The 25,931-nt window shown below is 66.7% G+C and carries 28 protein-coding genes; 12 read left to right on the plus strand and 16 right to left on the minus strand.

The genetic code is table 11. The features are described 5' to 3' along the window. From G6N37_RS16975 to G6N37_RS17005, 7 genes are all read right to left on the minus strand, one after another. Entirely contained in the window at positions 1–1,146 is a 1,146-nt protein-coding gene (locus tag G6N37_RS16975) for a sulfotransferase family protein (protein WP_163682128.1), read from the minus strand. Further along, positions 1,146–1,928: an SDR family oxidoreductase gene (locus tag G6N37_RS16980; RefSeq protein ID WP_163685133.1), complete on the minus strand. Its 783-nt coding sequence runs from the start codon at positions 1,926–1,928 to the stop codon at positions 1,146–1,148. The genes G6N37_RS16975 and G6N37_RS16980 overlap by 1 nt, the downstream gene beginning before the upstream one ends. Positions 1,929–1,930: 2 nt before the next feature. Further along, on the minus strand, positions 1,931–3,061 hold the full coding sequence (locus G6N37_RS16985) for a hypothetical protein (protein ID WP_163682130.1): 1,131 nt from the start codon (positions 3,059–3,061) through the stop codon (positions 1,931–1,933). 88 nt (positions 3,062–3,149) lie between these two features. Beyond that, entirely contained in the window at positions 3,150–3,449 is a 300-nt protein-coding gene (locus G6N37_RS16990; protein ID WP_163682132.1) for a hypothetical protein, read from the minus strand. A gap of 54 nt (positions 3,450–3,503) precedes the next feature. After that, positions 3,504–4,559: a 4-hydroxy-2-oxovalerate aldolase gene (gene dmpG, locus G6N37_RS16995; protein WP_163682134.1), complete on the minus strand. Its 1,056-nt coding sequence runs from the start codon at positions 4,557–4,559 to the stop codon at positions 3,504–3,506. Beyond that, entirely contained in the window at positions 4,556–5,476 is a 921-nt protein-coding gene (locus G6N37_RS17000; protein ID WP_163682137.1) for an acetaldehyde dehydrogenase (acetylating), read from the minus strand. Before G6N37_RS17000 ends, dmpG begins: the two co-directional genes overlap by 4 nt. A gap of 52 nt (positions 5,477–5,528) precedes the next feature. Continuing rightward, the gene (locus G6N37_RS17005) at positions 5,529–6,314 is read right to left on the minus strand and encodes a 2-keto-4-pentenoate hydratase (protein WP_163682139.1); all 786 of its coding nucleotides are present in this window, start codon (positions 6,312–6,314) and stop codon (positions 5,529–5,531) included. 72 nt (positions 6,315–6,386) lie between these two features. On the opposite strand from G6N37_RS17005, the gene kstD reads away from it, so the two are divergent. Both kstD and G6N37_RS17015 read left to right on the plus strand, forming a co-directional pair. Next, on the plus strand, positions 6,387–8,069 hold the full coding sequence (gene kstD, locus G6N37_RS17010) for a 3-oxosteroid 1-dehydrogenase (protein ID WP_163682140.1): 1,683 nt from the start codon (positions 6,387–6,389) through the stop codon (positions 8,067–8,069). Between the two features lies 1 nt (position 8,070). Next, on the plus strand, positions 8,071–8,931 hold the full coding sequence (locus tag G6N37_RS17015; RefSeq protein ID WP_163682142.1) for a MaoC/PaaZ C-terminal domain-containing protein: 861 nt from the start codon (positions 8,071–8,073) through the stop codon (positions 8,929–8,931). A 70-nt stretch (positions 8,932–9,001) separates the two neighbouring features. Here G6N37_RS17015 and G6N37_RS17020 read toward each other — a convergent pair whose 3' ends face one another. The 7 genes from G6N37_RS17020 to G6N37_RS17050 all read right to left on the minus strand — a co-directional run bounded on the left by G6N37_RS17020 (position 9,002) and on the right by G6N37_RS17050 (position 15,917). Further along, a complete protein-coding gene (locus G6N37_RS17020) occupies positions 9,002–9,847 on the minus strand; it encodes a hypothetical protein (protein ID WP_163682144.1) in 846 nt (281 codons plus the stop codon). Positions 9,848–9,989: 142 nt separating this feature from the next. Continuing rightward, complete coding sequence (locus G6N37_RS17025) at positions 9,990–11,159, minus strand: lipid-transfer protein (protein ID WP_163682146.1); 1,170 nt, start codon at positions 11,157–11,159, stop codon at positions 9,990–9,992. Next, positions 11,159–11,560, minus strand: a complete 402-nt coding sequence (locus tag G6N37_RS17030; protein WP_163682148.1) for a MaoC family dehydratase — start codon at positions 11,558–11,560, stop codon at positions 11,159–11,161. Before G6N37_RS17030 ends, G6N37_RS17025 begins: the two co-directional genes overlap by 1 nt. Further along, positions 11,557–12,504, minus strand: coding sequence for a bifunctional MaoC family dehydratase N-terminal/OB-fold nucleic acid binding domain-containing protein (locus G6N37_RS17035; protein WP_163682150.1), 948 nt, complete (start codon positions 12,502–12,504; stop codon positions 11,557–11,559). Before G6N37_RS17035 ends, G6N37_RS17030 begins: the two co-directional genes overlap by 4 nt. After that, on the minus strand, positions 12,501–13,664 hold the full coding sequence (gene fadE29, locus G6N37_RS17040) for an acyl-CoA dehydrogenase FadE29 (RefSeq protein WP_163682152.1): 1,164 nt from the start codon (positions 13,662–13,664) through the stop codon (positions 12,501–12,503). Before fadE29 ends, G6N37_RS17035 begins: the two co-directional genes overlap by 4 nt. Next, on the minus strand, positions 13,655–14,668 hold the full coding sequence (locus G6N37_RS17045; protein WP_163682154.1) for an acyl-CoA dehydrogenase family protein: 1,014 nt from the start codon (positions 14,666–14,668) through the stop codon (positions 13,655–13,657). Before G6N37_RS17045 ends, fadE29 begins: the two co-directional genes overlap by 10 nt. 7 nt (positions 14,669–14,675) lie before the next feature. Beyond that, a complete protein-coding gene (locus G6N37_RS17050; RefSeq protein WP_163682156.1) occupies positions 14,676–15,917 on the minus strand; it encodes a cytochrome P450 in 1,242 nt (413 codons plus the stop codon). Positions 15,918–16,039: 122 nt separating this feature from the next. Between G6N37_RS17050 and G6N37_RS17055 the strand changes: the two genes are divergently transcribed. From G6N37_RS17055 to G6N37_RS17080, 6 genes are all read left to right on the plus strand, one after another. Beyond that, on the plus strand, positions 16,040–17,203 hold the full coding sequence (locus G6N37_RS17055) for a steroid 3-ketoacyl-CoA thiolase (protein WP_163682158.1): 1,164 nt from the start codon (positions 16,040–16,042) through the stop codon (positions 17,201–17,203). Between the two features lie 6 nt (positions 17,204–17,209). Then, positions 17,210–17,602 carry a hypothetical protein gene (locus G6N37_RS17060; protein ID WP_163682160.1) on the plus strand — a complete coding sequence of 131 codons (393 nt, stop codon included), beginning with the start codon at positions 17,210–17,212 and terminating at the stop codon, positions 17,600–17,602. Between the two features lie 60 nt (positions 17,603–17,662). Next, entirely contained in the window at positions 17,663–18,115 is a 453-nt protein-coding gene (locus G6N37_RS17065) for a nitroreductase family deazaflavin-dependent oxidoreductase (RefSeq protein WP_163682162.1), read from the plus strand. Positions 18,116–18,154: 39 nt separating this feature from the next. Beyond that, positions 18,155–18,268: a nitroreductase family deazaflavin-dependent oxidoreductase gene (locus G6N37_RS26305; protein WP_232075056.1), complete on the plus strand. Its 114-nt coding sequence runs from the start codon at positions 18,155–18,157 to the stop codon at positions 18,266–18,268. A 360-nt stretch (positions 18,269–18,628) separates the two neighbouring features. Next, positions 18,629–19,819, plus strand: a complete 1,191-nt coding sequence (locus G6N37_RS17075) for a cytochrome P450 (RefSeq protein WP_163682164.1) — start codon at positions 18,629–18,631, stop codon at positions 19,817–19,819. Between the two features lie 195 nt (positions 19,820–20,014). Then, positions 20,015–20,578 carry a pyridoxamine 5'-phosphate oxidase family protein gene (locus tag G6N37_RS17080; RefSeq protein WP_163682166.1) on the plus strand — a complete coding sequence of 188 codons (564 nt, stop codon included), beginning with the start codon at positions 20,015–20,017 and terminating at the stop codon, positions 20,576–20,578. A gap of 5 nt (positions 20,579–20,583) precedes the next feature. On the opposite strand, the gene G6N37_RS17085 is transcribed toward G6N37_RS17080, so the two are convergent. Then, complete coding sequence (locus tag G6N37_RS17085; RefSeq protein WP_163682169.1) at positions 20,584–21,489, minus strand: SDR family oxidoreductase; 906 nt, start codon at positions 21,487–21,489, stop codon at positions 20,584–20,586. Between the two features lie 14 nt (positions 21,490–21,503). Then, complete coding sequence (locus G6N37_RS17090; protein WP_163682170.1) at positions 21,504–22,289, minus strand: SDR family oxidoreductase; 786 nt, start codon at positions 22,287–22,289, stop codon at positions 21,504–21,506. A gap of 59 nt (positions 22,290–22,348) precedes the next feature. Here G6N37_RS17090 and echA20 point away from each other — a divergent pair, with 59 nt between their 5' ends. The 4 genes from echA20 to ipdC all read left to right on the plus strand — a co-directional run bounded on the left by echA20 (position 22,349) and on the right by ipdC (position 25,911). Beyond that, a complete protein-coding gene (gene echA20 / locus G6N37_RS17095) occupies positions 22,349–23,107 on the plus strand; it encodes a (7aS)-7a-methyl-1,5-dioxo-2,3,5,6,7,7a-hexahydro-1H-indene-carboxyl-CoA hydrolase (RefSeq protein ID WP_163682172.1) in 759 nt (252 codons plus the stop codon). Then, positions 23,104–23,988 (plus strand): cholesterol ring-cleaving hydrolase subunit IpdA, encoded by an 885-nt coding sequence (ipdA, locus tag G6N37_RS17100; protein ID WP_163682174.1) that lies wholly within the window; start codon positions 23,104–23,106, stop codon positions 23,986–23,988. Before echA20 ends, ipdA begins: the two co-directional genes overlap by 4 nt. Beyond that, positions 23,985–24,728, plus strand: a complete 744-nt coding sequence (gene ipdB, locus G6N37_RS17105) for a cholesterol ring-cleaving hydrolase subunit IpdB (RefSeq protein WP_163682175.1) — start codon at positions 23,985–23,987, stop codon at positions 24,726–24,728. Before ipdA ends, ipdB begins: the two co-directional genes overlap by 4 nt. 100 nt (positions 24,729–24,828) lie before the next feature. After that, complete coding sequence (gene ipdC, locus G6N37_RS17110) at positions 24,829–25,911, plus strand: (3aS,4S,5R,7aS)-5-hydroxy-7a-methyl-1-oxo-octahydro-1H-indene-4-carboxyl-CoA dehydrogenase (protein WP_163682177.1); 1,083 nt, start codon at positions 24,829–24,831, stop codon at positions 25,909–25,911. The last annotated feature ends 20 nt before the right edge of the window (positions 25,912–25,931 follow it).

The raw sequence follows: 25,931 nt of genomic DNA on the forward strand, positions 1-25,931 counted from the left end.
CTACAGTCCGGCGAAGCGCTCCTTGACGGTTTCCACGGTCAGCCCGTAATCGGCCAGCGAATAACGGTGTTTCGGCGCGCGCTCGCCGGACTGGCTGTCGGCGTGCGTCTTTTCCATCGCCGCCCTCGCCTCATCCGACAGCGTCAAACCGAAGTGCCGGTAGATGTCGGCCACGGTGCCGATCGGGTCGGCGATCAGTTGCTTGTAGTCGACGTCATAGAACTGGGACGGCGAGTACTTGGCGCGCGCCGTATTGAAACGCTCCAGCCCACGCGACCACGTATCCATTGCGTCAGCGCCGATTTGGGCCCCGTCGAACTTCGTCGACCATCCCTCGGCGGTGTGCTGGGCCAGCGAGCACATTGAAGCCATGATCGTCTCGACCGGCCGATGCGTCTGAATCACCAGCGCGTCGGGGTAGGTGGCCATCAAGGCGTCCAGGGCGAACAGGTGGCTGGGATTCTTCAGCACCCAACGCTTTTCGGTGTCGTTGAGCCCGATCAGCTGGAGGTTCTTGCGATGCCGCCGGTAGGACGGCGTCCAGTCCTGTTCGGACAGCCAGCGCGCGTAAGTGGGCACGTGCGCCAACGACTCGTAGGACACCGAATGCAGCGATTGCCGGAGCAGCTGCCAGCATTCCTCGAGTTCGTACGCCGCCATGAAGTGCAGGCCGGTGTAGCCGGGGTTGTCCTGGTGATGCTGATTGAATTGGGCGTCGAGTTGGCGATAGAGGGGGTGCGACTCCCAGGTTTCGCGTGGCGGACGAGGCTGCGGGAACTCGGCCAGCCACATGTGCAGGCCCTGGTGCGCCGGGTCGGCACCCAGCAGGCGATGCAGCGCGGTGGTGCCGGTGCGCACCAGGCCGGTGACAAAGATCGGGCGTTCGATCACGACGTCGGCGTGCTGAGGGTACTGCTTCCACGACGCCTCGGACAGCAGCCGGGCCACCAGCGCGCCGCGCAGGAAGAACCGATTCATCTTGCTGCCCAACACCGTAAGGCCGGCTTCGCGCCGGTAGGAGTCCAGCAGCACATCCAGCGCTTCGAGATAGTTGTCGTCGTTGGTGCCGAAGTCGTCGAGCCCGGTCAGCTTGGTGGCCGACGCGTGCAGCTCTTCGACGGTGCCGATGTCGGTGCGATCGGACATCAGTTGTGGTACTCCCCGCAGTTGACGTCCAGAGTCTGCCCGGTGATGCCGCTGGACAGGTCGCTGGCCAGGAAAAGGATCGCCGAGGCCACCTCGTCTTCGGTGGGCAGGCGCTTGAGGTCGGAGTTCGCCGCGGTGGCCGCGTAGATCTGGTCCACCGTGCTACCGTACTTGCCGGCCTGATGTTCGAAGTAGGCCTGCAACGTGTCGCCCCAGATATAGCCGGGCGCAACGGAATTGACGCGGATGCCCTTGTCGCCCAGCTCGGTGGCCAGCGACTGCGACATGGACAACAACGCCGACTTGGCCATCTTGTAGGCGCCGTATTTGGCCTGTGAGTGGCGCAGCACCATGGAGTTGACGTTGACAATCGATCCGTGGGATTTCTCCAGCGCGGGCGTGAAGGCCTGGATGAGCCGTAGCGCGCCGAGCGCGCTCAGCTCGATCGCGTCCCGGATGTGCTGAAAACTGGTGCCGGCCAACGGCTTCATCGACGGCACCCGGAACGCATTGTTGATCAGCACGTCGGCCTTGCCATAGGTCGCCATGGTCGTCTCGACGAGATAGTTCACCTCGTCGTCGTCGGTGATGTCGGCGCGCACGGCCAACGCGCTGCGCCCGGTGTCGTTGACCTGTTTGGCGACGCTTTCCAGCCGCTCCACGGTCCGCGCCGCCAACACCAGATCGGCGCCGTCCTGGGCGCACCGGTGCGCCAGTGTGGTACCTAGCCCCGGTCCGACGCCGCTGATGACGACGACCTTTCCCTCGAGCAATCCTGACATCGTCACCCCAGCATCCTGGCCGCAATTTGTTGTTGGCGCAGCGCTATTCGCGCACGCCATTCCTCGTCGGAAATCTTGTTGTGTTCGAAGAAGGGCAGCCTGGCAGGGACGGCGTCGAAGTCGACAAGCTCCACGGAGGGCCCGTCGGCCTCGGTGAGTTGGCGGGACACCCGCTGCCAGCGGAACTGCAAAAAGCCCCGCCGATGGCCCACCGTCTCCACCCAGTTGGTCACGCCCGGGTTTTGATCGGCCACGACGATGCGCACCTTGCCGTCCGGATCCGCCTGCGCCTGAGTGTTGTTCAGCGATGTTTGATGGTTGATGTAGTCCAGCGAGATGTACCAGAGGCTGCCCAACTGGAAGCCGAGGTAGGGCGCGTCGGACACCGGGACGGTGATCACCAGTGCCTGATCGGGTCGCAGATCGTAGTGGCCGACCGACGAATACTGGGTCGCCAGGCCGCCCGGGGTCAGCCGGGGCGCGACCATGGTGTTGACCGGAAGGTCGAGGTAGAACCACTGCGGGAACTGCAGCCACGTCTTCACCCGGTTGACAAGCTGCTTTCCCGCTGTGGCGTAACGCTTTTCGATGGTTTCGCGGGTCAGCGGCGGCGGTGCGGTGCCCGCGGTGTCCAGCCGGGAGATGGCCAGCGTTCCGCGCTGTGCCGCCCAGTCGCCGTAGACCTCGCGGATGACCAGTTGCCCGGGGCTCGTGGGCCGCACCCGCCACTCGAAGCTGCCGTCGGCGGCGATCTCGAGCTCTCGGTCGTCGAACGCGGCCTGACTGGCAGGCACGTTGTCGTCGGTGTATTCACCCCCGAGTAGCTGGAAACTCAGGTCGGTCGTGGTACCGCGCCGACCGGTCACGACGTAGTCGTGATTGGCGTGCACCCGGGTCCCGAAGTAGAGGGTGTCGGGGTTGTCCAGGCCCATCTTGGTGAACGGCCCGGTTCCCGACTGCAGGAACGGATGGTCCCGGTCGTAATCGAACGCCAGGTGGATGCAGGCCGAAACGCAGCCCGCCAAATACTGCAGCCCTTCGAGCAGGTCGGCTTCGGTCTCGATGAAGGGCGCGTCGGCGACGAGTTTCTCGGCTTCGGCGATCGCGTGAGTGAGGGGATCAGAGAACGACACGCATAGACGCTAGAACGTGTTCTACTTTTTCGTCAATGGCGAACGTTCGCCCGCGTCCGCCGCGGCGTTCACTGACGAGGCCGGCTCACTAGGGTGCGCACTGCTGCGACAGGTCGATCAGATGCTGCCGCACGTCCGGATGCCGATTCAGGTAATCCATGACGTTGCCGTTGCCGCCCTCCGCCTGCGCCCTGGCCTGCAGCTGCGCATGGAGGTCGGGATGTCGCTTCAGGTACGAGTCGATGGAGTTACCCACGGTCTGGTCACACTGCGGTGCGGCGTTGGCCGCCGGGAGCGCGATCACGGTCGCGGCGATGGCAGCCAGCAAACCCCCAGCGAGCACGCCGTACCGTCTGCGGCGACGAGCTGTCCAGGATGTCACGGTCATGCGCGCCAGGTTACTCGCGATACCTTTGCGTCGCCTGTGCGCGCGTAGGGGCGGTTAGGTGGTGGCCGCGCCGCTCTCTTGCTCGCGTTTGATTTCGAGTGCGATGTCGATGAGCTGGTCTTCCTGGCCGCCGATGAGCTTGCGCTGACCCGCCCGGTGCAGCAGCTGGTGCGCGGGCACACCGTAGCGCTCGGACTGGCGAATGGCGTGCTTGAGGAAGCTGGAGTACACCCCCGAGTAGCCCATGATCAGGGCGTTGCGGTCCAGCAGGCATTCGGCGGGCATGGCCGGGGCGACGACCTCCTCTGCGGCGTCGGCGATGTCGAAGAAGTCGATGCCGGTCTTGACGCCGATCTTGTCGAACACCCCGATCAAGGCCTCGACGGGAGCGTTGCCCGCCCCGGCGCCGAACCGGCGGCACGAGCCGTCGATCTGCTTGGCCCCGGCCCGCACGGCCTCCACCGAGTTCGCGACCCCCAGGCCGAGGTTCTCGTGGCCGTGGAAGCCGACCTGGGCGTCGTCACCGAGTTCGGCGACCAGCGCGGCCACCCGGTCCCGCACGCCCTCGAGGACCAGGGCGCCCGCCGAATCGACCACGTAGACGCACTGACAGCCCGCGTCGGCCATGATGCGGGCCTGCGCGGCCAGCTTCTCCGGCGGGATCGTGTGCGACATCATCAAGAACCCGACGGTTTCCAGGCCCAGCTCGCGCGCCAGGCCGAAGTGCTGGATCGACACGTCGGCCTCGGTGCAGTGGGTGGCGATCCGGCAGATCGACCCGCCGTTGTTCTGCGCCTCCTTGATGTCCTCCTTGGTGCCCACCCCGGGCAGCATCAGGAAGGCGATCTTGGCCTCCTTGGCGGTCTCGGCCGCCAGCTTGATCAGCTCCTGCTCCGGCGTCTTGGAGAACCCGTAGTTGAAGCTCGACCCGCCCAGCCCGTCGCCGTGGGTGACCTCGATGACCGGCACACCGGCGGCGTCCAGGGCGGCCACGATGGCGCCCACCTCGTCCTTGGTGAATTGGTGGCGTTTGTGGTGCGAGCCGTCGCGCAGCGACGTGTCGGTCAGCCGGACGTCCCAGATCGGATTGAAGAAGATGTCGGTAGTCATGCTTGCGCTCCTGGCGCCGTCGCGGATAGGGATTCCTTCGCGATCTCCTCGCCGACCTTGGTGGCCGCGGCGGTCATGATGTCCAGATTGCCCGCATAGGGGGGCAGGTAATCGCCGGCGCCCTCGACTTCGACGAACGTGGTGACGACCGCCTGGCCACCCGAATTGAGCGACGGCTCGTCGAACTGCGGCTCGTTGAGCAGCCGGTATCCCGGCACGTAGGTCTGCACCTCGGCCACCACGTCGCGAATGGACTGGGCGATCGCGTCGCGGTCGGCGTCTTCGGGGATCGCGCAGAAAATGGTGTCGCGCATGATCATCGGCGGATCGGCCGGGTTGAGGATGATGATCGCCTTGCCCCGCGTGGCGCCCCCGATGGTCTCCACGCCCCGGCTCGTGGTCTTGGTGAACTCGTCGATGTTGGCCCGCGTGCCCGGACCGGCCGAGACCGACGCGACCGAGGCGACGATCTCGGCGTAGGGCACCTCAACCACCCGCGACACGGCATACACGATCGGGATGGTCGCCTGCCCCCCGCAGGTGATCATGTTGACGTTCGGCGCGTCCAGGTGCTGGCGCAGGTTCGCCGGCGGGATGACCGCCGGCCCCACCGCGGCCGGGGTCAGATCGATCGCCCGGATACCCGCGGCCTCGTACTTCGGTGCCGCGTCCCGGTGCACGTAGGCACTCGTCGCCTCGAACACCAGGTCGGGCTTCTCGGACTGGGCCAGCAACCAGTCCACCCCCTCGTGCGTGGTCTCCAAACCCAGCTTGCGAGCCCGGGCCAGGCCCTCGCTTTCCGGGTCGATGCCCACCATCCAGCGCGGCTCCAGCCAGTCCGACCGCAGCAACTTGTACAGCAGGTCAGTACTGATGTTTCCCGACCCGACAATGGCCACACTCGCCTTAGCCGGCATGATGCTCCTTCGCGAAGCTCTCGATATTTAAGTCCGACGATTTAATTCGAGACTATTCGAACGACAGATGGACAGAACCAAGGCCCGTGAAGTCGGCCACAAACTTGTCGCCGGCATGCGCGTCGATCGCCCGCGTGCACGATCCGGGAAGCACCACGTCGCCCTTGCGTAGCCGCACGCCGAAGCCGTCTACCTTCCGGGCCAGCCAAGCCACCGCGGTGACCGGGTTGCCCAGCACCGCGTCGGTGCGGCCCTTCGCGACGACCTCACCGTTGCAGCTGAGGACCGCATCGATCCCCTTGACGTCGATGTCGCGCGGCGCGACGCGGGCCTTGCCCAGGACGAAGCCCGCCGACGAGGCGTTGTCGGCGATGGTGTCGCACAACTCGATCTTCCAGTCGGTGATCCGGGTGTCGATCAACTCGATGGAGGGAACCAGCGCCTCGGTGGCCGCCAGCACGTCGTCCTCGGTGCAGTCGGCTCCCGGCAGGTCGGCGTTGAGGATGAAACCGACCTCGACCTCGACCCTGGGCCACAAATAGCGGCTCGCCTTGACCGGGGTGTCTTCGAACAATTGCATCTCGTCGAGCAAATGCCCGTAGTCCGGCTCGTCGACCCCCATCATCTGTTGGATCGCCTTCGACGACAGGCCCACCTTGTGGCCCAGCACCCGGGCCCCCTCGGCGACCCGCTGGCGGATATTGATCAGCTGGATCTCATACGCGTCGACGACATCGATGTCCGGGTGCACCGCGGTCAGCGGAGCGATCGGCTCGCGGCTCCGCTCCGCCTGCGCCAGTTCGGCAGCCAGCTCGTCTCGCGTCGCAACACTGAGCATCTGCGGAAGTCTCCTCGTTCGTGTGACCGGCCCAGTAGCGCCCGGCCCGGGCAATTCTATAACGTGTTCTACATGACAGCACAGGAGCTCGACGTCGTCGTGGTCGGGAGCGGCGGAGCCGGCATGGTAGCTGCCCTTACCGCCGCTCACCGGGGCCTTTCCACCATAATGATCGAGAAGGCTGCCCATTTTGGCGGCTCGACCGCGCGGTCGGGTGGCGGTGTCTGGATCCCCAACAACGAGATCCTCAAGCGTGACGGCGTCCGGGACAATCCCGAGGCGGCCCGGACCTACCTGCACGGCATCGTCGGCGACATCGTCGAGCCGGAACGCATCGACACCTACCTGGACCGCGGGCCCGAGATGTTGTCGTTCGTGCTGAAGCACACCCCGCTGAAGATGTGCTGGGTTCCGCGTTACTCCGACTACTACCCCGAGGCGCCGGGCGGCCGGGCGGAGGGCCGCTCGATCGAGCCGAAGCCGTTCGACGCCCGCAAGCTGGGTGCCGACATGCCCGGCCTGGAGCCGGCGTACGGCAAGGTGCCGCTCAACGTCGTTGTGATGCAGCAGGACTACGTGCGGCTCAACCAGCTGAAGCGGCACCCGCGGGGCGTGCTGCGCAGCCTGAAGGTCGGCGCCCGCACCATGTGGGCGAAGGCGACCGGTAAGAACCTCGTCGGGATGGGCCGGGCGTTGATCGGTCCGCTGCGGATCGGCCTGCAGCAAGCCGGTGTTCCGGTCTTGCTCAACACCGCGCTGACCGACCTGTACGTCGAGGACGGCGTGGTGCGCGGCGTCTACGTGCGCGACACCGGCGCGTCGGAGTCTTCCGAGCCGCGGCTCATCCTGGCCCGGCGCGGGGTGATCCTCGCCTCCGGCGGGTTCGAGCACAACGAGCAGATGCGGGTGAAATATCAGCGGGCGCCGATCACCACGGAGTGGACCGTGGGCGCCAAGGCCAACACCGGCGACGGCATCGTCGCCGCCGAAAAGCTGGGCGCCGCACTGGAACTGATGGAAGACGCCTGGTGGGGCCCGACCGTGCCCCTGGTGGGTGCACCGTGGTTCGCGTTGTCGGAACGCAATTCGCCGGGATCGATCATCGTCAACATGTCGGGCAAGCGATTCATGAACGAGTCGATGCCCTACGTCGAGGCCTGTCACCACATGTACGGCGGGGAATTCGGCCAGGGGCCGGGGCCGGGCGAGAACATCCCGGCGTGGCTGGTGTTCGACCAGCAATACCGGGATCGCTACATCTTCGCGGGATTGCAGCCAGGACAACGCATTCCCCGCAAATGGCTGGAATCCGGGGTCATCATCCAGGCCGACACACTCGAGGAGCTCGCCCAGAAGGCCGGCCTTCCGGTTGCCGAGTTCACCGCGACGGTGGCGCGGTTCAACGGCTTTGCCAGGTCGGGCGTCGACGAGGACTACCACCGCGGCGAGAGCGCCTACGACCGCTACTACGGCGACCCGACCAACAAGCCGAACCCCAACCTCGGCGAGCTCACGCACGCGCCGTACTACGCCGCCAAGATGGTGCCGGGTGACCTGGGCACCAAGGGCGGCATCCGCACCGACGTGCACGGCCGTGCCCTGCGGGACGACGGCTCCATCATCGAAGGCCTCTACGCCGCGGGCAATGTCAGCGCGCCGGTGATGGGCCACACCTATCCGGGTCCGGGCGGCACCATCGGCCCGGCCATGACCTTCGGCTACTTGGCCGCGCTACACATCGCGGGGGAGCGCTGACATGCCCATTGACGTAGACGTCGCGCTGGCCGCCGAGCTGGACCCCATCGAATTCGCTTGGACGAGCAGCGATGTGCAGCTCTACCACTTGGCGCTGGGCGCCGGCAATGACCCGATGGACCCGCGCGAACTGCGCTACCTCGTCGACGACACACCACAGGTCCTGCCGACGTTCGGCAACGTCGCGGCCTCCTTCCACATGACCAAGCCACCGACCGTGCAATTCCCCGGCATCGACATCGAGCTGGGCAGGGTGCTGCACGCCAGCGAGCGGGTGGAGGTGCCCGGGCCGCTGCCGCCCTCGGGATCCGCTCGCGCCGTCACCCGGTTCACCGACATCTGGGACAAGGGCAAGGCCGCGGTCATCTGGAGCGAGACGACGGTCAGCGCACCCGACGGCACGCTGCTCTGGACACAGCGGCGGTCCATCTTCGCCCGTGGCGAAGGCGGTTTCGGCGGCGAGCGTGGACCGTCGACCTCGGACGCCGCGCCGGGCCGGGCGCCCGATGTGGAGGTCGCGGTGCCGATCCTGCCGCAGCAGGCGCTGCTGTACCGGCTCTGCGGGGATCGCAACCCGCTGCACTCCGACCCGGAATTCGCTGCGGCCGCAGGCTTTTCGCAGCCCATCCTGCACGGCCTGTGCACGTACGGCATGACATGCAAGGCCATCGTGGACACGATGCTGGACGGCGACGCCGGCGCGGTGGCGGCCTACGGTGCACGTTTTGCCGGTGTCGCGTTCCCCGGCGAGACACTCAACGTCGGCATCTGGAAGGAAGACGGGCGGCTACTGGCCAGCGTTGTCGCGCCTTCGCGTGACAACGCGGTGGTGCTGAGCGGCGTCGAGCTTATCCCGGCCTGAAGCTTCGTGCGCCGAGCGTCTTCTCACCCCGAGCGTGAAGGCAATTTCACGTTCGGCGTCCAACGTGAGACTAGTTTTGCGCTCGACCGGCACGAGCCGCGCGGACTCGGCGGACAATATCGGCTGGCCGGTCGCCGGCCACAACCCGGATCACGATCCACCCGAGGCGCTCGATCTTTTCCAGCCGCCTGATGTCCCAGGTGTATTGAAAGCGATCGCTGCGGTGCTGCTCACCGTCGTACTCCACGGCGACTTTGACCTCTTCCCACCCCATATCCAAATACGCGAACACGCTGCCGAACTCGTCGAGCACCTGAATCTGGGTTTGCGGCCTAGGTAATCCCGCCTGGATGAGGACGACGCGAAGCCACGACTCCTTCGGCGACTGCGCCCCGGCGTCGAAGAGTGCTATCGCTTCCCTTGCCTGCACGATGCCCCGGCGGCCCGAGTACCGTTCCGCAAGCAGTTCGACATCCGCAGCCTTGATCTGCGTTGCGCGGGCCAACGCGTCAATACCCGCCACGGCAGTCATCGTCGGATACCAGCAGCCGAGGTCCAGGGCTGTCCGGGCCGGTGAGGTAACCGGAATCCCTCCTAGAGCAACGATTTCTTCGTCCCCGATGCGGTCTCCATGAGCTCTGATTCCCGCTTGGGGGTGGCGGTTGTCGTGTATGAGATCCACGGCCGTCATGCCATCTACCCACTTGCTCCCATGCAGCGCCGCCGCGGAGAAGCCCGCGACCACGCCCTGACGCCCGGTCCACAACCACGCGGCCCTCGCCCGCAGTTCGGCAGTGACTTCCGAATCCCGGCCGACGTACACATCGCGGAAGAGCCGGACGTATCCGGTGCTTAGCTGACTTCGGGTCAATACGCCTCGAGCGACGGCCTCACTGCCAAGGAACGGGTCACCCACGACGGCAGCGTCGCACGAGCCACTCGCAGCGTCACTTCACTCGCCGAGTGTGAAGTTAGTTCCACGCTGGACCGCGATCGTGAAGCTAACTTCACGCTCGCCGACGACTCGGCGCGGGCGCTCGGCAGAAAAGCACCCAGCGCTAGCCGAGGATCAGGCCCGAGGTGGGGACGCCGGTTCCCGCGGTGACCAGGACGTGTTCGACGTCGGGTACCGGGTTCACCGAAGTTCCGCGCAATTGCCGCACACCCTCGGCGATGCCGTTCATGCCATGAATGTAGGCCTCACCGAGTTGACCGCCATGCGTGTTGATGGGAAGCCGCCCCCCGATTTCGATCGCACCGTCGGCGATGAAGTCCTTGGCCTCACCCTTGCCGCAGAATCCCAACTCCTCCAACTGAATCAGCGTGAAGGGGGTGAAATGGTCGTACAAGATGGCGGTCTGGATGTCGGCGGGCTTCAACCCGGACTGCTGCCACAGCTGCTGCCCCACCACGCCCATCTCCGGCAGGCCCAGTTCCGGCCGGTAGTAGCTGACCATCGTGTACTGGTCGGGGCTAGAGCCCTGCGACGCCGCTTCGATGACGGCCGGCCGCTGCTTGAGGTCCCGCGCGCGCTCCACCGAAGTCACCACGATCGCGACCGCGCCGTCGGTTTCCTGGCAGCAGTCCAGGAGTCGCAGCGGCTCGGCGATCCACCGCGAATTCTGATGATCCTCAATGGTTATCGGCTTCTCGTAGAAGTACGCCTTGGGATTCTTCGCGGCGTGCTTGCGGTCGGCCACCGAGATGACGCCGAAGTCGCGGCTGGTCGCACCGGACAGGTGCATGTAGCGCTGGGCGATCATGGCGACCTGCGCGGCCGGCGTCGAGAGCCCGTGCGGGTAGGAGAAGGAATTGTCGGCCGCGGTCGAATCGGCCTGTGCGCGAGCGTCTCCCGCCAGCCGGGTCTGCACCTGGCCGAACCGCATGCCCGATCGTTCGTTGAACGCCCGGTACGCCACCACGACGTCGGCCACCCCTGTGGCGACGGCGAGCGCGGCCTGCTGGACGGTCGCGCACGCGGCGCCGCCGCCGTAACCGATCTGCGAGAAGAACTTCAGGTCACCGATGCCGACCGCACGCGCCACCGCGGTCTCGTTGTTGGTGTCCATCGTGAAGGTGGTCAGCCCGTCGACATCCGCCGGAGTCAATCCGGCGTCGTCCAACGCGTCCAGCACCGCCTCGGCGGCCAACCGCAGCTCGCTTCGACCGGAGTCCTTCGAGAAGTCGGTGGCGCCGATGCCGACGATCGCGGCTTTACCCGACAGCATCAGGAGTCCCCCATCGTCAGTGTCACGGTCGCGATGACGTGGTCGCCAAGGGTGTTGCGGCCGAACACCTTCACCGTGATCAGGCCATCCTCCGCGGCGGTCACCTCACCGGAGAAGGTCACCGTGTCGTAGGCGTACCACGGCACGCCGAGCCGCAGCCCGATGGACTTGATCAGCGCCGACGGGCCCGCCCAGTCGGTGACGTAGCGCTGCACCAGCCCGGTGTCGGTGAGGATGTTGACGAAGATGTCCTTCGACCCCTTGGCCTGCGCCAGATCCCGGTCGTGATGCACGTCCTGAAAGTCCCGCGTGGCCAGGGCCGTCGAGATGATGAAGGTCGGGTCGCCGTGCAGCTTGAGCTCGGGCAGTACGGTGCCCACTTCGATCGCCGGCGCGCTCATGCGTCGGGCTCCCACGCATACAGCGTCCACTCCGGGCCGTTGTCACCGGCGGGGAAGTCGATATAGGTTGCGCGCACCGGCATTCCAATCCTCACGTTGGCGGGGTCCACCCCGCGCAGCTCGCCCAGCATCCGCACGCCCTCGTCGAGCTCCACCAACGCGATCACGAATGGCAGCGTGCGACCCGGCACCTTCGGCGCATGGTGCACAACGAAACTGAAGACGGTGCCGTTCCCGCCGGCCACCACGTAGTCGATCGGGGCGGCCTTGTCCTGCCACACCGCCGGCACCGGCGGGTGTTGCAGGCTGCCGTCGGGCCGCCGCTGAATCCTCAACTCGTGTGCCTTGACGCCTTCCCAGAAGAACGCCGTGTCGCGTGACGACGAGGGACGCATCATGGCGTCGGGATCGAGGTCCGCGGGCACCGACGACGGCGCGGCCTCACGCGGCTTGAACTTGAGGATGCGCCAATTCATCTCGGCGACGTCCTCGTCGCCCACCCGCCAGATGATGTGCTGGTTGATGAACCAGCCCTCGCCCAGCGCGGTCTGCTTGGGCCCGATGACGTCGCCCATCTCCGAGGTGATGCTGACGTGCTCGCCGGGCTGCAGGTAGCGGTGATAGGTCTGTTCGCAGTTGGTCGCGACCACACCGATGTAGCCGGCGTCGTCGAACAGCTGCATGATCGGGCCCATCGGATCGTCCTTGGGACGTTCCCCGCTCAGGCCGAACATGGTCCACACCTGAATCATGGCCGGCGGGGCCACAATTCCCGGGTGTCCGACCGCGCGGGCCGCGGCCTCGTCGACGTAGATGGGATTCCTGTCGCCGATGGCCTCCACCCAGTTGTTGATCATCGGCTGGTTCACCGGATCGCGGCCGGCGCGCGGCTTCGGCCCGCCGGCCGCCTTGATCTCGGCGACGGCCTCGTGGATGTCGGTCACCGGGGAACCCTCGGAACTTTGAGGCCGGCGGCCGCGATCATCTCCCGCATGACTTCGTTCACACCGCCACCGAAGGTGATCACCAGGTTCCGCTTGGTTTGCGAGTCCAGCCAGTTCAGCAGCTCGGCGGTGTCCGCCTCGGCGGGATTGCCGTACTTGCCGACGATTTCCTCGGCGAGGCGGCCGATGTACTGGATGCGCTCCGTACCAAACACTTTCGTCGACGCGGCATCGGCCACATTGATGTCTTCCCCAGCGGCGGCCACCTGCCAGTTCAGCAGTTCGTTGATCCGCCACATCGCGCGGATCTCACCGAGCGCCCGCCTGACGTCGTCGTGGTCGATCGGCGTGACCCCGTCACCGCCCGGCTTCGACGCCCACGCGTGCACCCGGTCGTAGATCCCGGCGATGCGGCCCGCCGGGCCCAGCATGACCCGCTCGTTGTTGAGCTGCGTGGTGATCAGCCGCCATCCGCCGTTCTCCTCGCCGACCAGCATGTCGGCGGGCACCCGCACGTCGTTGTAGTAGGTGGCGTTGGTGTGATGGGCGCCGTCGGACAGGATGATCGGCGTCCAGGAGTAGCCGGGATCCTTCGTGTCGACGATCAGGATCGAAATGCCTTTGTGTTTCACGGCTTCCGGGTCGGTGCGGCAGGCGAGCCAGATGTAATCCGCGTCATGGGCGCCGGTGGTGAAGATCTTCTGCCCGTTGACGATGTACTCGTCGCCCTGACGCACGGCGGTGGTGCGCAGCGAAGCCAGGTCGGTGCCCGCTTCGGGCTCGGTGTAGCCGATCGCGAAGTGGACCTCGCCGGCCAAGATCGCCGGCAGGAACTTCTTCTTCTGCGCGTCGCTGCCGAACTGCTGCAGAACCGGACCGACCGTCTGCAGCGTCACGGCGGGCAGCGGCACGTCGGCCCGATGCGCCTCGTTGACGAAGATCGACTGCTCGATCGGGCCGAAGCCCAAGCCGCCGAACTCCTTTGGCCACCCGACCCCGAGCTTGCCGTCCTTGCCCATCCGCCGGATCACCGCGCGGTAGGCCTCGTTGTGGCGGTCCTGCTCCATCGCCTTCATCTCGTCGGACGAGATGAGGTTCGAAAAGTACTCCCGCAGTTCCGCTTGCAGCTGGCGCTGCTCCGGAGTCAGGTCTATGAACATTGCGCTCCCACCAGGTCGAGACGATGAGAAGGCCCGCCCAGTATCCGGGACAGGTCTTTGATCGTGGAGTAGTACCGGTGCATCGGATAGGTGATGTCCATTCCCATGCCGCCGTGCAGATGGTGGCAGAGCTGCATCACCGGCGGCGCCTGTGAGGCGATCCAGTACCCCAGGACGTCGAGGTCGTCGTCAGCATCCCGTCCTTCGGACAGCCGCCACACGACCGACTTCGCCGCCAAATCGATGGTGCGCGAGGCGATGTACACCTCGGCGAGCTGAGCCGCGACCGTCTGGAACGTCGAGAGCGGCTTGCCGAACTGCTTGCGATTGGCCACGTAGTCCGCGGTGAGGCGCAGCGCCCCGGCGACCAACCCATCGGCGTAGGCGCCGATCGCCGCCAGCACCAGCTGGTTCACCCGAGACGCCGTCGCGTTCGCCAGGACGTCAGAGTCACCGACCGCGACGTCGGCGAACGTCACCGTGTATTCGTCGGCGCCACTCGATGTCGGGGTCCGGACGAGCTGCACACCGGCGGCCTTGGGCGATACGACGACGACCGCGTTGTCCGCGGTGACGATCATCCAATCGGCTTGTCCGGCATAGCCGACGCCGACCTTGGTGCCCGCCAGCCGCCCGTTGGCGAACGTGGTCGACGGCCGGTCAGGCAGCGCCGTGCCGGGCTCGTTGAGCGCGGCAGTCAGGACGCCACCCTTGGGGACGCCGCTCAGGAACCGGTCCTGCTGTTCGTCGGAGGCCAAATCGAGCAGCGGCGCCACCCCGAAGCCGAGCGTGGCCAGCGCGGGCGTGATGGCGCCGTGGCGACCCACCTCGGTGAGCACCGTGGCCACCTCGGGCAGGCCCACACCGTCGCCGCCGAGGCGTTCGGGCACCGGCAGCGCCGCCACGCCCCCGCTGACCAGCGCGTCCCAACCGAGGTCGCGATCCAGAACGGAGGTCACCACGTCGGCGACGGCTTGTTGTGTCGCGGTGAGATTGAAGTCCATCAGGACGTCACCGCGTCGCGCCGGTGTAGTCGACCTGCCAGTGCTTGATCCCGTTGAGCCAGCCCGACCGCAGCCGCTCCGGCTCACCGATGGGCTTGAGGTCCGGCATGTGATCGGCGACCGCGTTGAAGATCAGGTTGATGGTCATGCGGGCCAGGTTCGCGCCGATGCAGTAGTGGGCGCCGGTGCCGCCGAAGCCGACATGGGGATTCGGGTCGCGCAGGATGTTGAAGGTGTGCGGGTCCTCGAAGACCTCTTCGTCGAAATTGGCCGACCGGTAGGACATCACCACCCGCTGGCCCTTCTTGATCTGGACGCCGGCCAACTCGGTGTCCTCGTTGGCCGTGCGCTGGAAGGCCGATACCGGGGTGGCCCACCGGATGATCTCGTCGGCGGTGGTCGACGGACGCTCCTTCTTGAACAGCTCCCACTGATCGGGGTTGTTGGCCATCGCGATCATGCCGTGGGTGATCGAGTTGCGCGTGGTCTCGTTGCCGGCCACGGCGAGCATGACCACGAAGAAACCGAACTCGTCGTCGGAGAGCTTCTCGCCCTCGATGTCGGCCTGGATGAGCGTGGTGACGATGTCGTCGGTCGGGTTCTTGCCCCGCTCCTCGGCCATGGCCATCGCGTAGGTGATCAGCTCCATCGACGACTGCGCGGGATCGACGTGGGCATACTCCGGGTCCGTCCCGCCGGTCATCTCGTTGGACCAGCGGAACAGCTTGTCGCGGTCCTCCTGGGGAACGCCGAGCAGGCCCGCGATGGCTTGCAGCGGGAGCTCGCACGAGACCTGCTCGACGAAGTCGCCGCTGCCCTCGGCCGCCGCGGTCTTGGCGATGTTCTGGGCCCGCTGGGCCAGTTCGGCTTCCAGCCGTCCGATCGCCCGCGGCGTGAACCCGCGGGAGATGATCTTGCGCAGCCGGGTGTGGTGCGGCGCGTCCATGTTGAGCATGACGCTGCGCTGCAGTTCCACCTGCTCGCGCTTCATCTCCGGCGGCCACGTCGGGATGGCGCCGTTCATCCAGCTCGAGAAGATGTCGCTGCGTTTCGACACCTCCTTGACGTCGGCGTGCTTGGTGACGATCCAATAGCCGTGGTCCTCGAAGCCGCCGGCGCCGTTGGGGATGTCGACCCAGTGGATCGGCTCCGCCTTGCGCAGCCAGGCGAGCTCCTCGACGGGCAACCCGGCGAGGTTGACGTCGGGGTCCAGGAAGTCGAAGTCGGCGGGAATGTTGGGGGGTGCCATGATGTGTGCGCTCCTCAATTGCAACGTGTTCTAGTGCCAGTAAAACACGGCTCCTAGGCAGATAAAAGGCAGGTCATCATCCTCGCTTGTCAGAGTAATGAAACGTGTTCTAGCCTGACGGAATGGGTAACCCGGTAATCGTCGAAGCCACCCGCAGCCCGATCGGCAAGCGGAACGGATGGCTGTCAGGGCTGCACGCCACCGAGCTTCTCGGTGCGGTGCAGAGGGCACTTGTCGAGAAGGCCGGCATCGACGCCGGCGACGTCGAGCAGGTCATCGGCGGCTGCGTGACGCAGTTCGGCGAGCAGTCCAACAACATCACCCGGGTTAGCTGGCTCGTCGCCGGGTTGCCGGAGCACGTCGGCGCCACCACCGTGGACTGCCAGTGCGGCAGCAGCCAGCAGGCCAACGGCCTGGTCGCCGGCCTGATCGCGGCCGGTGCGATCGACATCGGCATCGCCTGCGGAATCGAGGCCATGAGCCGCGTCGGACTCGGCGCGAACGCCGGCCCCGACCGCGGCATCCTGCGGCCCGCGTCGTGGGACATCGACCTGCCCGACCAGTTCACCGCGGCCGAGCGGATCGCCAAGCGGCGCGGCATCACCCGGGACGACATCGACCAGTTCGGTTACGAGTCGCAGGCGAAGGCCAAGCAGGCGTGGGAGGAAGGCCGGTTCGATCGCGAGATCTCCCCGATCGAGGCGCCGGCCCTCGACGAGAACAAGCAGCCGACGTCCGAGCGGGTCACCATCTCCCGCGACCAGGGCCTGCGTGAGACCACCCTGTCCGGCCTCTCCTCGCTCAAGCCGGTCATCGAGGGCGGAATCCACACGGCGGGAACGTCGTCGCAGATCTCCGACGGCGCCGCGGCCGTGTTGTGGATGGACGAGGACAAGGCCAAGGCGCTCGGGCTGCGGCCGCGGGCCCGGATCGTCAGCCAGGCGCTCATCGGCGCCGAGCCCTACTACCACCTGGACGGTCCGGTGCAGTCGACGGCGAAGGTGCTGGAGAAGGCCGGGATGAAGATGGGCGACATCGACATCACCGAGATCAACGAGGCCTTCGCGTCGGTGGTGCTGTCCTGGGCGCGGGTCCACGAGCCCGACATGGCCAAGGTCAATGTGAACGGCGGCGCGATCGCGCTCGGCCACCCGGTGGGCAGCACCGGTAGCAGGCTGATCACCACCGCGCTGCACGAGCTGGAGCGCACGGATCAGTCCACCGCGCTGATCACCATGTGCGCGGGCGGCGCCCTGTCCACCGGCACCATCATCGAGCGCATCTAGCCCGTCTTGATCGTCCCTGAAGAGAGCCGCATCGCCGCGGCGCAGTCATACATCGACGCGCTCGTCAGCCATGACGGCGACTCCGTGCCGTTCGCCGCCCGGTGCACCCGCGTCGAGCAAGGGATCAAGAACGGGTTTTCCGGAAACCACCTGCGCCGTAGCCTTAATCGCGGTGCCCAGTACCGATTACTCGCGGACACCACACCGCCGGACTACCGGATCGACGGCGATCAGGTGCACGCGGCGTACACCGTGCTCACCAAGGCGGCGTTCGGCGGCCGGCGGCTGGCCGCACGGGTCAGCGAGACGTTCGCGATCCCCGCCGAAACTCCGAGCGGGAAGGCCGAAATCCACCACATCAAGGTTCGCTTCCAACCGTTTATCCAGCAGCGCCGGTAACGACGCAGCCCGCAAAGCGGGGTGGGGAGGAGCCGGCCACATCGAGCACAGAGGAACACCATGCCGAAACCGAAGCCACGCTCCCTGAACGCACCTTGGGTCGACTTCATCATCAAGTGGATGGCCAAGGGCAACACGTGGATCTACCGACGCAGTAACGGAAGATTCGGCGGGACTTTCCAGAAGGCCCCGGTCGCGCTGCTCACCACGACGGGCCGCAAGACCGGTGAACCGCGGGTGAGCCCGCTGCTGTACCTGCGCGAGGGAAACCGGGTCATCCTGGTCGCGTCGAAGGGTGGCAGCGACAAGCACCCGTTGTGGTATCTCAACCTCAAAGCCAATCCCAAAGTCTCCGTGCAGATCAAGGACGAGGTGCTGCAGCTGCAGGCGCGCGACGCCACAGCCGAAGAGCGCGCGGAGTACTGGCCGAAGCTGAATGCCATGTATCCCTCGTTCGAGGACTACCAGTCGTGGACCGATCGGACGATCCCGATCGTGATCTGCGACCCCTGACGTTTTCACTCCCCCAGGCACCACCGCGACGGTGAAGAGGTGATTCTCCCTGCCTCATTCGGTGGGCGTGACGAAGACCCGTCGTGGTATCGAAACGCGAAGGAGAACCCGGTGTGCGGGTGCGGATCCGCGCCGAGCGCCTGGACTTGGTAACGCGAGACGCGACATACGCTGGCGCGAACGTTATTGGCCACCGTTGATGCCGATGTATCCGCCATACCGCAAGTACCCCGAGGCCACCGACCGGGTCATCCCGCTCGTGGTGTGCGAACCGCGTCGTTGAGCAGTCGGCATACCTAAGACGATTGTCGGGGTCGGTGTAGGAGCCGCCCATCTCTGCTACCCGAGGAGTCATTCGCTGACCACAGTTGCGATGGCGGCTGCCCGAATTGATTCCTCGACACCATGAGCGCATCGAGTACCTTCTTGACTGATCATCTCGTCGTGTGTGACGATTTCGTCAGTAATCGCGGCGTCGCCGTGCCCACCGGCAGCGCCCTGTGAGGAGAGCCGATGCGTCGCAGACCGGCCGGTGTCCCGGTATACAAGCCAGACATCTACTCCACCGACGCGATCCTCGATCCATACCCGCATTACCAACGCCTGCGGGACCTGGGGCCGGTGGTCTGGTTGTCCAAACAGAAGGCGTACGCGCTCCCCCGGTACGCCGAGTGCAAGGCAGTGTTGCGCGATGACAAGACGTTCCTGTCGGGCAGGGGTGTGTCGCTGAATCCGATCGCCAACCGCCTGTCCCGAGGCACGACACTGAACAGCGATGGCGACGAGCACGATCGGCGGCGCAAGCTGGTCGCGCATCGGCTGTTACCGCGCGCGTTGCGCGCGATCAGCGACAGCGTGGACGCTACCGCCGCCGCCGTTGTCGATGCGGCACTCAACAAGGGCGAGGTCGACGGCGTGACCGACCTCGCCGCCGCCCTGCCACTGGCGGTGGTGCCCGACCTCATCGGGTGGCCCAGGAATCATCGCGGCCACCTGGTCGAATGGGGCGGTGCCACTTTCGACGTCCTCGGTCCGCTGAACTGGCAAGCGGTCAGATCAACGCCTCAAGCGTTGAAGATGCTGCGCTTCGCTAGCCGCGTCGTTCGCCAGCGCGCCGTTCTCGACGGCAGCATGGCACACGAGCTCCTGAGGGGCGCCGACGAAGGCAAGCTGTCTCACCGCGAGTGCCCGCCGCTGATGGTCGACTACCTCGCCCCGTCGATAGACACCACGATGGGCGCCATCTCCAGCGCCTTGTACCTGTTCGCCAGCCATCCCGAGCAATGGCAGCTCCTGAAGGAGGAGCCGGCGCTGATGACCAACGCCATCAATGAGGTCGTCCGTTACGAGCCACCACTGCGTGCATTTGCGCGTTGCGTGGGCCAGCAGGCCGAAATCTCCAACGTGACAATGCCATCAGGCGCCCGCGTCCTGGTGCTGTACGCCTCGGCCAACCGAGACGAACAGGAGTGGGCGGAGCCCGACGTCTTCGACATCCGCCGCGACGCCAGCCGTCAGATCGGATTCGGGCAAGGTGCGCACGCCTGCGCCGGCCAGGGTTTGGCGCGCTTGGAAACGACAGCCATGCTGCGCGCGCTGATCGACCGCGTCGACCGCATCGAGGTCGGGGGTACACCGACGTGGGCGATCAACAACATCATTCGCCGTCACGAGGCCCTGCCGCTCAAGCTGGTTCCCGCATGAAGTTCGCCCGCAATGCCGTGCACGTCACATTCGTCGTCGCGTCGGTTTCCTTGACACTCGAGACGGCCGGTTCCGGGTCGCTGAAGCCCCTACGGCCCAACGCCGCTCGGTAGCCATCGCCGTGGTGTTGCGCACCACCACCACGCCCGCCGATTCGGTATTACTAACCGGGCAAACGGAATTGAAAGGGGATCAATGAGACTCTTGCCGCTGGCCGCCGAGCCTTTCACTGCCCCGGCCGAACGCGACATGCTCCCGTCCGAGCGTCGAGAATTCGTCCGCACGCACCGAACGTGTGTTCTCGGTTACCGCCGCCGCAATGACGGCCCGGCAATGTCGATCGTGTACTACGTCCCGACCGATGAAGACGAGCTGCTCGTGTCCACTATGGCCGGACGCGCGAAGGCGAACGCGGTGGCGCGGGACCCGAAAGTGAGCATTTGTGTGCTAGACGAGCGCTGGCCGTTCTCCTTCTTGCAGGTATATGCCGACGCCGTCGTCGAACGAGACCCCGACCTCATTGTCGACGTCATGATGGCCGTCGGCTGGCGCATGTCCGGGCAGCAAGCAGGCGTGGAAGCGCGGCCCTTCATAAGGCAAATGGCCGAGCGCGAAGACAGAGTGGTGATCCGCTGCCGTCCCTACGCGACGTTCGCCACACCGCCGCGTCATCTGCACGCGAACGAGCAAGCGACCCAGCTCACACACTGGGGATCATCGTCGCTCCCCTGGAACGGTCCGGACCCGGTTGCCCGATAGATCAATTAGGCCCCGTACACGGGGACCGGCGGGCGCGCCTTGGCGAGCAGGTCGGCAACCACGGGCCCAAGCTCCGCGGGGTCCCACCTCGCGCCCTTGTCGATCTGCGGCCCGTGCGCCCAGCCCTCCGCGACGCGGATCTTGCCGCCCTCGACCTCGAACACCTTCCCGGTGACGTCACGGGATTCGGCGCTGCCTAGCCACACCACCAGCGGCGAGATGTTCTCCGGCGCCATGGCGTCGAAATCCTGGTCCTGCGTTGCCATCATCTCCGCGAAGACCGTTTCCGTCATGCGGGTGCGGGCCGACGGTGCGATGGCGTTGACGGTGACGCCGTACCGACCCATTTCGGCCGCGCCGACCAGCGTCATCGCCGCGATGCCGGCCTTGGCGGCGCTGTAGTTGCCCTGTCCGACGCTGCCCTGCAGGCCGGCGCCCGAGCTGGTGTTGATGATCCGCGCGTCGACGGTCCTGCCCTCTTTGGACAGCCCGCGCCAGTAGGCCGCGGCGTGCCGCATCGTGGCGAAGTGGCCCTTGAGATGTACGGCGATGACGGCGTCGAACTCCTCTTCGCTGGTGTTGGCCATCATCCTGTCGCGCACGATGCCCGCGTTGTTCACCAGAACATCCAGGCCGCCGAAGGTGTCGATGGCCGTCTGGATCAGGCCGGCTGCTTCGGTCCAGTCGGCGACGTTGGATCCGTTGGCGACGGCTTCGCCACCGGCCGAGGTGATTTCGTCGACCACGCCCTGGGCGGCGCTGCCGCCGCCGGCCGGTGAGCCGTCCAGGCCCACGCCGATGTCGTTGACCACCACGCGCGCCCCCTCGGCCGCGAAGGCCAGCGCGTGCGCGCGACCGATACCGCCGCCCGCTCCCGTGACGATGACGACGCGGCCGTCAACCACTCCCATTGTTCGTGTCTCCTCTACTTGATCGCGCCGGCGTTCGTGGTGGCCAGGTAGTGCGGCGGCTCCCCGCCCCCGTGCACCTCCAACGAGGCGCCGCTGATGTAGGACGCCGCATCCGACGCCAGAAACGCTGCCGCCCAACCGATGTCCTCGGGCTTGGCCAACCGGCCCAGGGGCACGTTCTTCGAGATCGCGGCGATGGACTCGGCGTCACCATAGAACAGTTCGGACTGCTCGGTCTCCACCATGCCGACCACGCAGGCGTTCACCCGAACCTTCGGCCCCCACTCCACCGCCAGTGTTTGCGTCAGGCTTTCCAGGCCCGCCTTGGCCGCCCCGTACGCACCGGTGCCGGGCGACGGCCGGCGGCCACTCAGACTGCAGATGTTGATGATCGACCCGCCGCGCTCCTCGACTTGCATATGAGCGTTCGCGTGTTGCGAAACCGACAGCGCTCCAATCAGGTTGAGCTCGATGATCTTTCGGTTGAACTTTGCGCTGGACTCCGCGGTCAGCACGTACGGCGAACCGCCGGCGTTGTTGACCACCACGTCGAGCCGGCCGTGCTTGTCGACGATCGACTCGATCAGCGCCTTGACGGCGTCGTCGTCGCGGACGTCGCAGGAATGGAATTCATAGGGCAGACCCTCGACGGCCCGCCGCGCGCAGGTGACGACGGTCGCGCCCTGCCCGGCGAAGACGGAGCTGATGCCCGCGCCGACACCGCGGACCCCGCCGGTGACGAGAACGACCCGTCCGGCGAGCCCCAAGTCGATGGCGTCGGGTGCTTCGGCGCGAGTCACTGTGCTAGCGTACCAAGCAAGTGCTTGCTTAGGTAGTTACCCCACAAGGAAGTGGCACCTTGCCCATCACATCCACCACCACCGAGCCGGGCATCGTCGCGGTCACCGTCGACTTCCCCCCGGTCAACGCCATCCCGTCGCGCGGCTGGTTCGAGCTGGCCGACGTCATCACGGCCGCCGGCCAAGACCTCGAGACCCACGTCGTCATCCTGCGGGCCGAGGGCCGCGGCTTCAACGCCGGGGTCGACATCAAGGAGATGCAGCGCACCGAGGGATTCACCGCGCTGATCGACGCCAACCGCGGCTGCTACGCCGCGTTCCGCGCGGTCTATGAGTGCGCGGTGCCCGTCGTTGCCGCGGTCAACGGGTTCTGCGTCGGCGGCGGCATCGGCCTGGTCGGCAACTCCGACATCATCGTGGCCTCCGACGACGCCACCTTCGGGCTGCCCGAGGTGGAGCGCGGCGCCCTGGGCGCGGCCACCCACCTGTCCCGGCTGGTGCCCCAGCACATGATGCGGCGACTGTTCTTCACCGCCGCCACCGTCGACGCCGCCACGCTGCACCATTTCGGTTCGGTGCACGAGGTGGTGCCGCGCGACCAGCTGGACGACGCGGCGTTACGGGTCGCCAGAGACATCGCCGCCAAGGACACCCGCGTCATCCGCGCGGCCAAGGAGGCGCTCAACCTCATCGACGTGCAGCGGGTCAACTCGAGTTATCGCATGGAGCAAGGCTTCACGTTCGAGCTCAATCTGGCCGGCGTCGCCGACGAGCACCGCGACGCGTTCGCCGGCACGGCGAAGGGCAAGAAGGCGTGACCGACAAGAGAACCACGTTGGACGACGCCGTCGCGCAATTGCGCAGCGGCATGACGATCGGCATCGGCGGCTGGGGCTCGCGCCGCAAGCCGATGGCGTTCGTGCGGGCCATGCTGCGCACCGACGTCAAAGATTTGACGGTGGTCGCCTACGGCGGGCCCGATCTGGGGTTGCTCTGCTCGGCCGGCAAGGTCAAACGCGTCTACTACGGCTTCGTTTCGCTGGACTCCCCGCCCTTCTACGACCCCTGGTTCGCCAAGGCCCGCACTAGCGGAGCGATCGAGGCCAGGGAGATGGACGAGGGCATGCTGCGGTGCGGCCTGCAGGCCGCCGCGCAACGCCTGCCGTTCCTGCCGATCCGGGCCGGTTTGGGCAGCTCGGTCCCCGACTTCTGGGAGGGCGAATTGCGGACCGTGACCAGCCCCTACCCCGCACCCGGGGGCGGTCACGAGACGCTGATCGCCATGCCGGCGCTGCGCCTGGACGCCGCCTTCGTGCACCTCAATCTCGGCGACAGCCGGGGCAACGCGGCCTACACCGGGATCGATCCCTACTTCGACGACCTGTTCCTGATGGCCGCCGACAAGCGGTTCCTGTCGGTGGAGCGCGTCGTCTCCACCGAGGAGTTGGTCAAGGCGGTCCCCCCGCAGACCCTGCTGGTGAACCGGATGATGGTGGACTCGGTGGTGGAGGCGCCGGGCGGCGCCCACTTCACCACCGCCGCACCGGATTACGGCCGCGACGAGAAGTTCCAGCGGCATTACGCCGAGGCCGCCTCGACCGACGAGGGCTGGCAGACGTTCGTCCAGACTTACCTGTCGGGCAGCGAGGACGACTATCAGGCGGCGGTCCGCGCGTTCGCAGAGGAGGCCGCCAAGTGAGCAGCACCCGCGCGGAAGTGTGCGCAGTCGCCTGCGCCGAATTGTTCCGGGACGCAGGCGAAATCATGGTCAGCCCGATGACGAACATGGCCTCGGTCGGCGCACGGCTGGCGCGGTTGACCTTCTCCCCAGACATCTTGCTGACCGACGGCGAGGCGCAGCTGCTGGCGGACACCCCGGCGCTGGGCAAGACCGGAGCCGTCGAGGGCTGGATGCCGTTCGGGCGGGTCTTCGAAACCCTGGCGTGGGGGCGCCGGCATGTGGTGATGGGCGCCAATCAGGTTGACCGCTTTGGCAATCAGAACATCTCGGCGTTCGGTCCGCTGCAACACCCGACCAGGCAGATGTTCGGCCTGCGGGGTGCGCCGGGCAACGCGATCAACCACGCGACCAGCTATTGGGTGGGCAACCACTCCAAGCGGGTGTTCTGCGAGGCCGTGGACGTGGTCTGCGGCATCGGCTGGGACAAGGTGGACGCGGACAATCCGGCGTTCCGCTTCGCCAACACCTATCGGGTGGTGTCCAACCTGGGGGTGTTCGACTTCGGCGGACCGGACCACACCATGCGGGCGCTGACGCTGCACCCCGGGGTGTCGCCCGACGACGTGCGCGAGGCCACCTCGTTCGAGGTGCACGGGGTGGACGAAGCCGGCGAGACCAGGCTGCCGACGGACGACGAGCTTCGCCTGATTCGCGAGGTCGTCGATCCGAAGTCCCTGCGCGACAGAGAGATACGTTGATGATTGTTCCGCCTCTCCCCCGCAAGCGGGCGGTACCCCCACCCCATCGCTTCGTCCCCCGCAAGCGGGTGGTACCCCCACTGCATCGTCGGCGGTCGGTATGAAGCTGCGCACGCCGCTGACCGAGATGGTCGGTGTCGAGCATCCGGTGGTCCAGACCGGGATGGGCTGGGTGGCCGGCGCCCGGCTGGTGGCCGCCACGGCCAACGCCGGCGGTCTGGGCATCCTGGCTTCGGCCACCATGACGCTGGACGAGTTGGCCACGGCAATCGGAAAGGTCAAGGCCGCCACCGATAAGCCGTTCGGGGTGAACATCCGCGCCGACGCCGCCGACGCCGGCGACCGCGTCGACCTGATGATCCGCGAGGGCGTGAAGGTGGCGTCGTTCGCCCTGGCGCCCAAGCAGGAGTTGATCGCGCGGCTGAAAGAGGCCGGCGCGGTGGTGATCCCGTCGATCGGCGCGGCCAAGCACGCGCGCAAGGTCGCGGCCTGGGGCGCCGACGCGATGATCGTGCAGGGCGGCGAGGGCGGCGGTCACACCGGACCCGTCGCCACCACGCTGCTGCTGCCGTCGGTGCTGGACGCGGTGCAGGGCACCGGTATTCCGGTGATCGCGGCGGGGGGATTCTTCGACGGGCGCGGGCTGGCGGCCGCGCTGAGCTACGGCGCCGCGGGCGTGGCGATGGGTACGCGCTTCCTGCTGACCTCCGATTCGACCGTGCCCGATGCGGTCAAGCGGCGCTATCTGGACGCGGCGCTGGACGGCACCGTGGTCACCACGCGCGTGGACGGCATGCCGCACCGCGTCCTGCGCACCGGCCTGGTCGAAAGGCTCGAAAGCGGCTCGCCGGTAAGGGGTCTCACCGCGGCCGTGCGCAACGCGGCGAAGTTCAAACACATGTCGCAGATGACCTGGCGGTCGATGGTCCGCGACGGCATGGCGATGCGCCACGGCAAGGAGCTGACCTGGTCACAGGTGGTGATGGCGGCCAACACCCCCATGCTGTTGAAGGCGGGCCTCGTCGAGGGCAACACCGAGGCCGGGGTGCTCGCCTCCGGCCAGGTGGCCGGCATCATCGAGGACCTGCCGTCGTGCGCCGAGCTGATCGACTCGATCGTGCGCGATGCGATCTCGCACTTGAAGGCCGCGGCGGCGCTCGTGGAACCGTCAGCAGTGGACTAAGGACTCTGGCCGCGGCTCGC

The sequence above is a fragment of the Mycobacterium seoulense genome (assembly GCF_010731595.1).
In the GTDB taxonomy this organism is placed as follows: domain Bacteria; phylum Actinomycetota; class Actinomycetes; order Mycobacteriales; family Mycobacteriaceae; genus Mycobacterium; species Mycobacterium seoulense.

Coding starts and splice junctions, on each gene's coding strand:
- G6N37_RS17005 (WP_163682139.1), bottom strand. CDS start 6,314: ATGCTCAGTGTTGCGACGCGAGACGAGCTGGCTGCCGAACTGGCGCAG.
- G6N37_RS17000 (WP_163682137.1), bottom strand. CDS start 5,476: ATGCCGGCTAAGGCGAGTGTGGCCATTGTCGGGTCGGGAAACATCAGT.
- G6N37_RS17085 (WP_163682169.1), bottom strand. CDS start 21,489: ATGGGAGTGGTTGACGGCCGCGTCGTCATCGTCACGGGAGCGGGCGGC.
- G6N37_RS17075 (WP_163682164.1), top strand. CDS start 18,629: ATGCGTCGCAGACCGGCCGGTGTCCCGGTATACAAGCCAGACATCTAC.
- G6N37_RS16990 (WP_163682132.1), bottom strand. CDS start 3,449: ATGACCGTGACATCCTGGACAGCTCGTCGCCGCAGACGGTACGGCGTG.
- kstD (WP_163682140.1), top strand. CDS start 6,387: ATGACAGCACAGGAGCTCGACGTCGTCGTGGTCGGGAGCGGCGGAGCC.
- G6N37_RS17055 (WP_163682158.1), top strand. CDS start 16,040: ATGGGTAACCCGGTAATCGTCGAAGCCACCCGCAGCCCGATCGGCAAG.
- G6N37_RS17015 (WP_163682142.1), top strand. CDS start 8,071: ATGCCCATTGACGTAGACGTCGCGCTGGCCGCCGAGCTGGACCCCATC.
- fadE29 (WP_163682152.1), bottom strand. CDS start 13,664: ATGTTCATAGACCTGACTCCGGAGCAGCGCCAGCTGCAAGCGGAACTG.
- G6N37_RS17030 (WP_163682148.1), bottom strand. CDS start 11,560: ATGAGCGCGCCGGCGATCGAAGTGGGCACCGTACTGCCCGAGCTCAAG.
- G6N37_RS17080 (WP_163682166.1), top strand. CDS start 20,015: ATGAGACTCTTGCCGCTGGCCGCCGAGCCTTTCACTGCCCCGGCCGAA.
- G6N37_RS17045 (WP_163682154.1), bottom strand. CDS start 14,668: ATGGACTTCAATCTCACCGCGACACAACAAGCCGTCGCCGACGTGGTG.
- G6N37_RS17050 (WP_163682156.1), bottom strand. CDS start 15,917: ATGGCACCCCCCAACATTCCCGCCGACTTCGACTTCCTGGACCCCGAC.
- ipdC (WP_163682177.1), top strand. CDS start 24,829: ATGAAGCTGCGCACGCCGCTGACCGAGATGGTCGGTGTCGAGCATCCG.
- G6N37_RS17025 (WP_163682146.1), bottom strand. CDS start 11,159: ATGCTGTCGGGTAAAGCCGCGATCGTCGGCATCGGCGCCACCGACTTC.
- G6N37_RS16975 (WP_163682128.1), bottom strand. CDS start 1,146: ATGTCCGATCGCACCGACATCGGCACCGTCGAAGAGCTGCACGCGTCG.
- dmpG (WP_163682134.1), bottom strand. CDS start 4,559: ATGACTACCGACATCTTCTTCAATCCGATCTGGGACGTCCGGCTGACC.
- G6N37_RS17065 (WP_163682162.1), top strand. CDS start 17,663: ATGCCGAAACCGAAGCCACGCTCCCTGAACGCACCTTGGGTCGACTTC.
- G6N37_RS16980 (WP_163685133.1), bottom strand. CDS start 1,928: ATGTCAGGATTGCTCGAGGGAAAGGTCGTCGTCATCAGCGGCGTCGGA.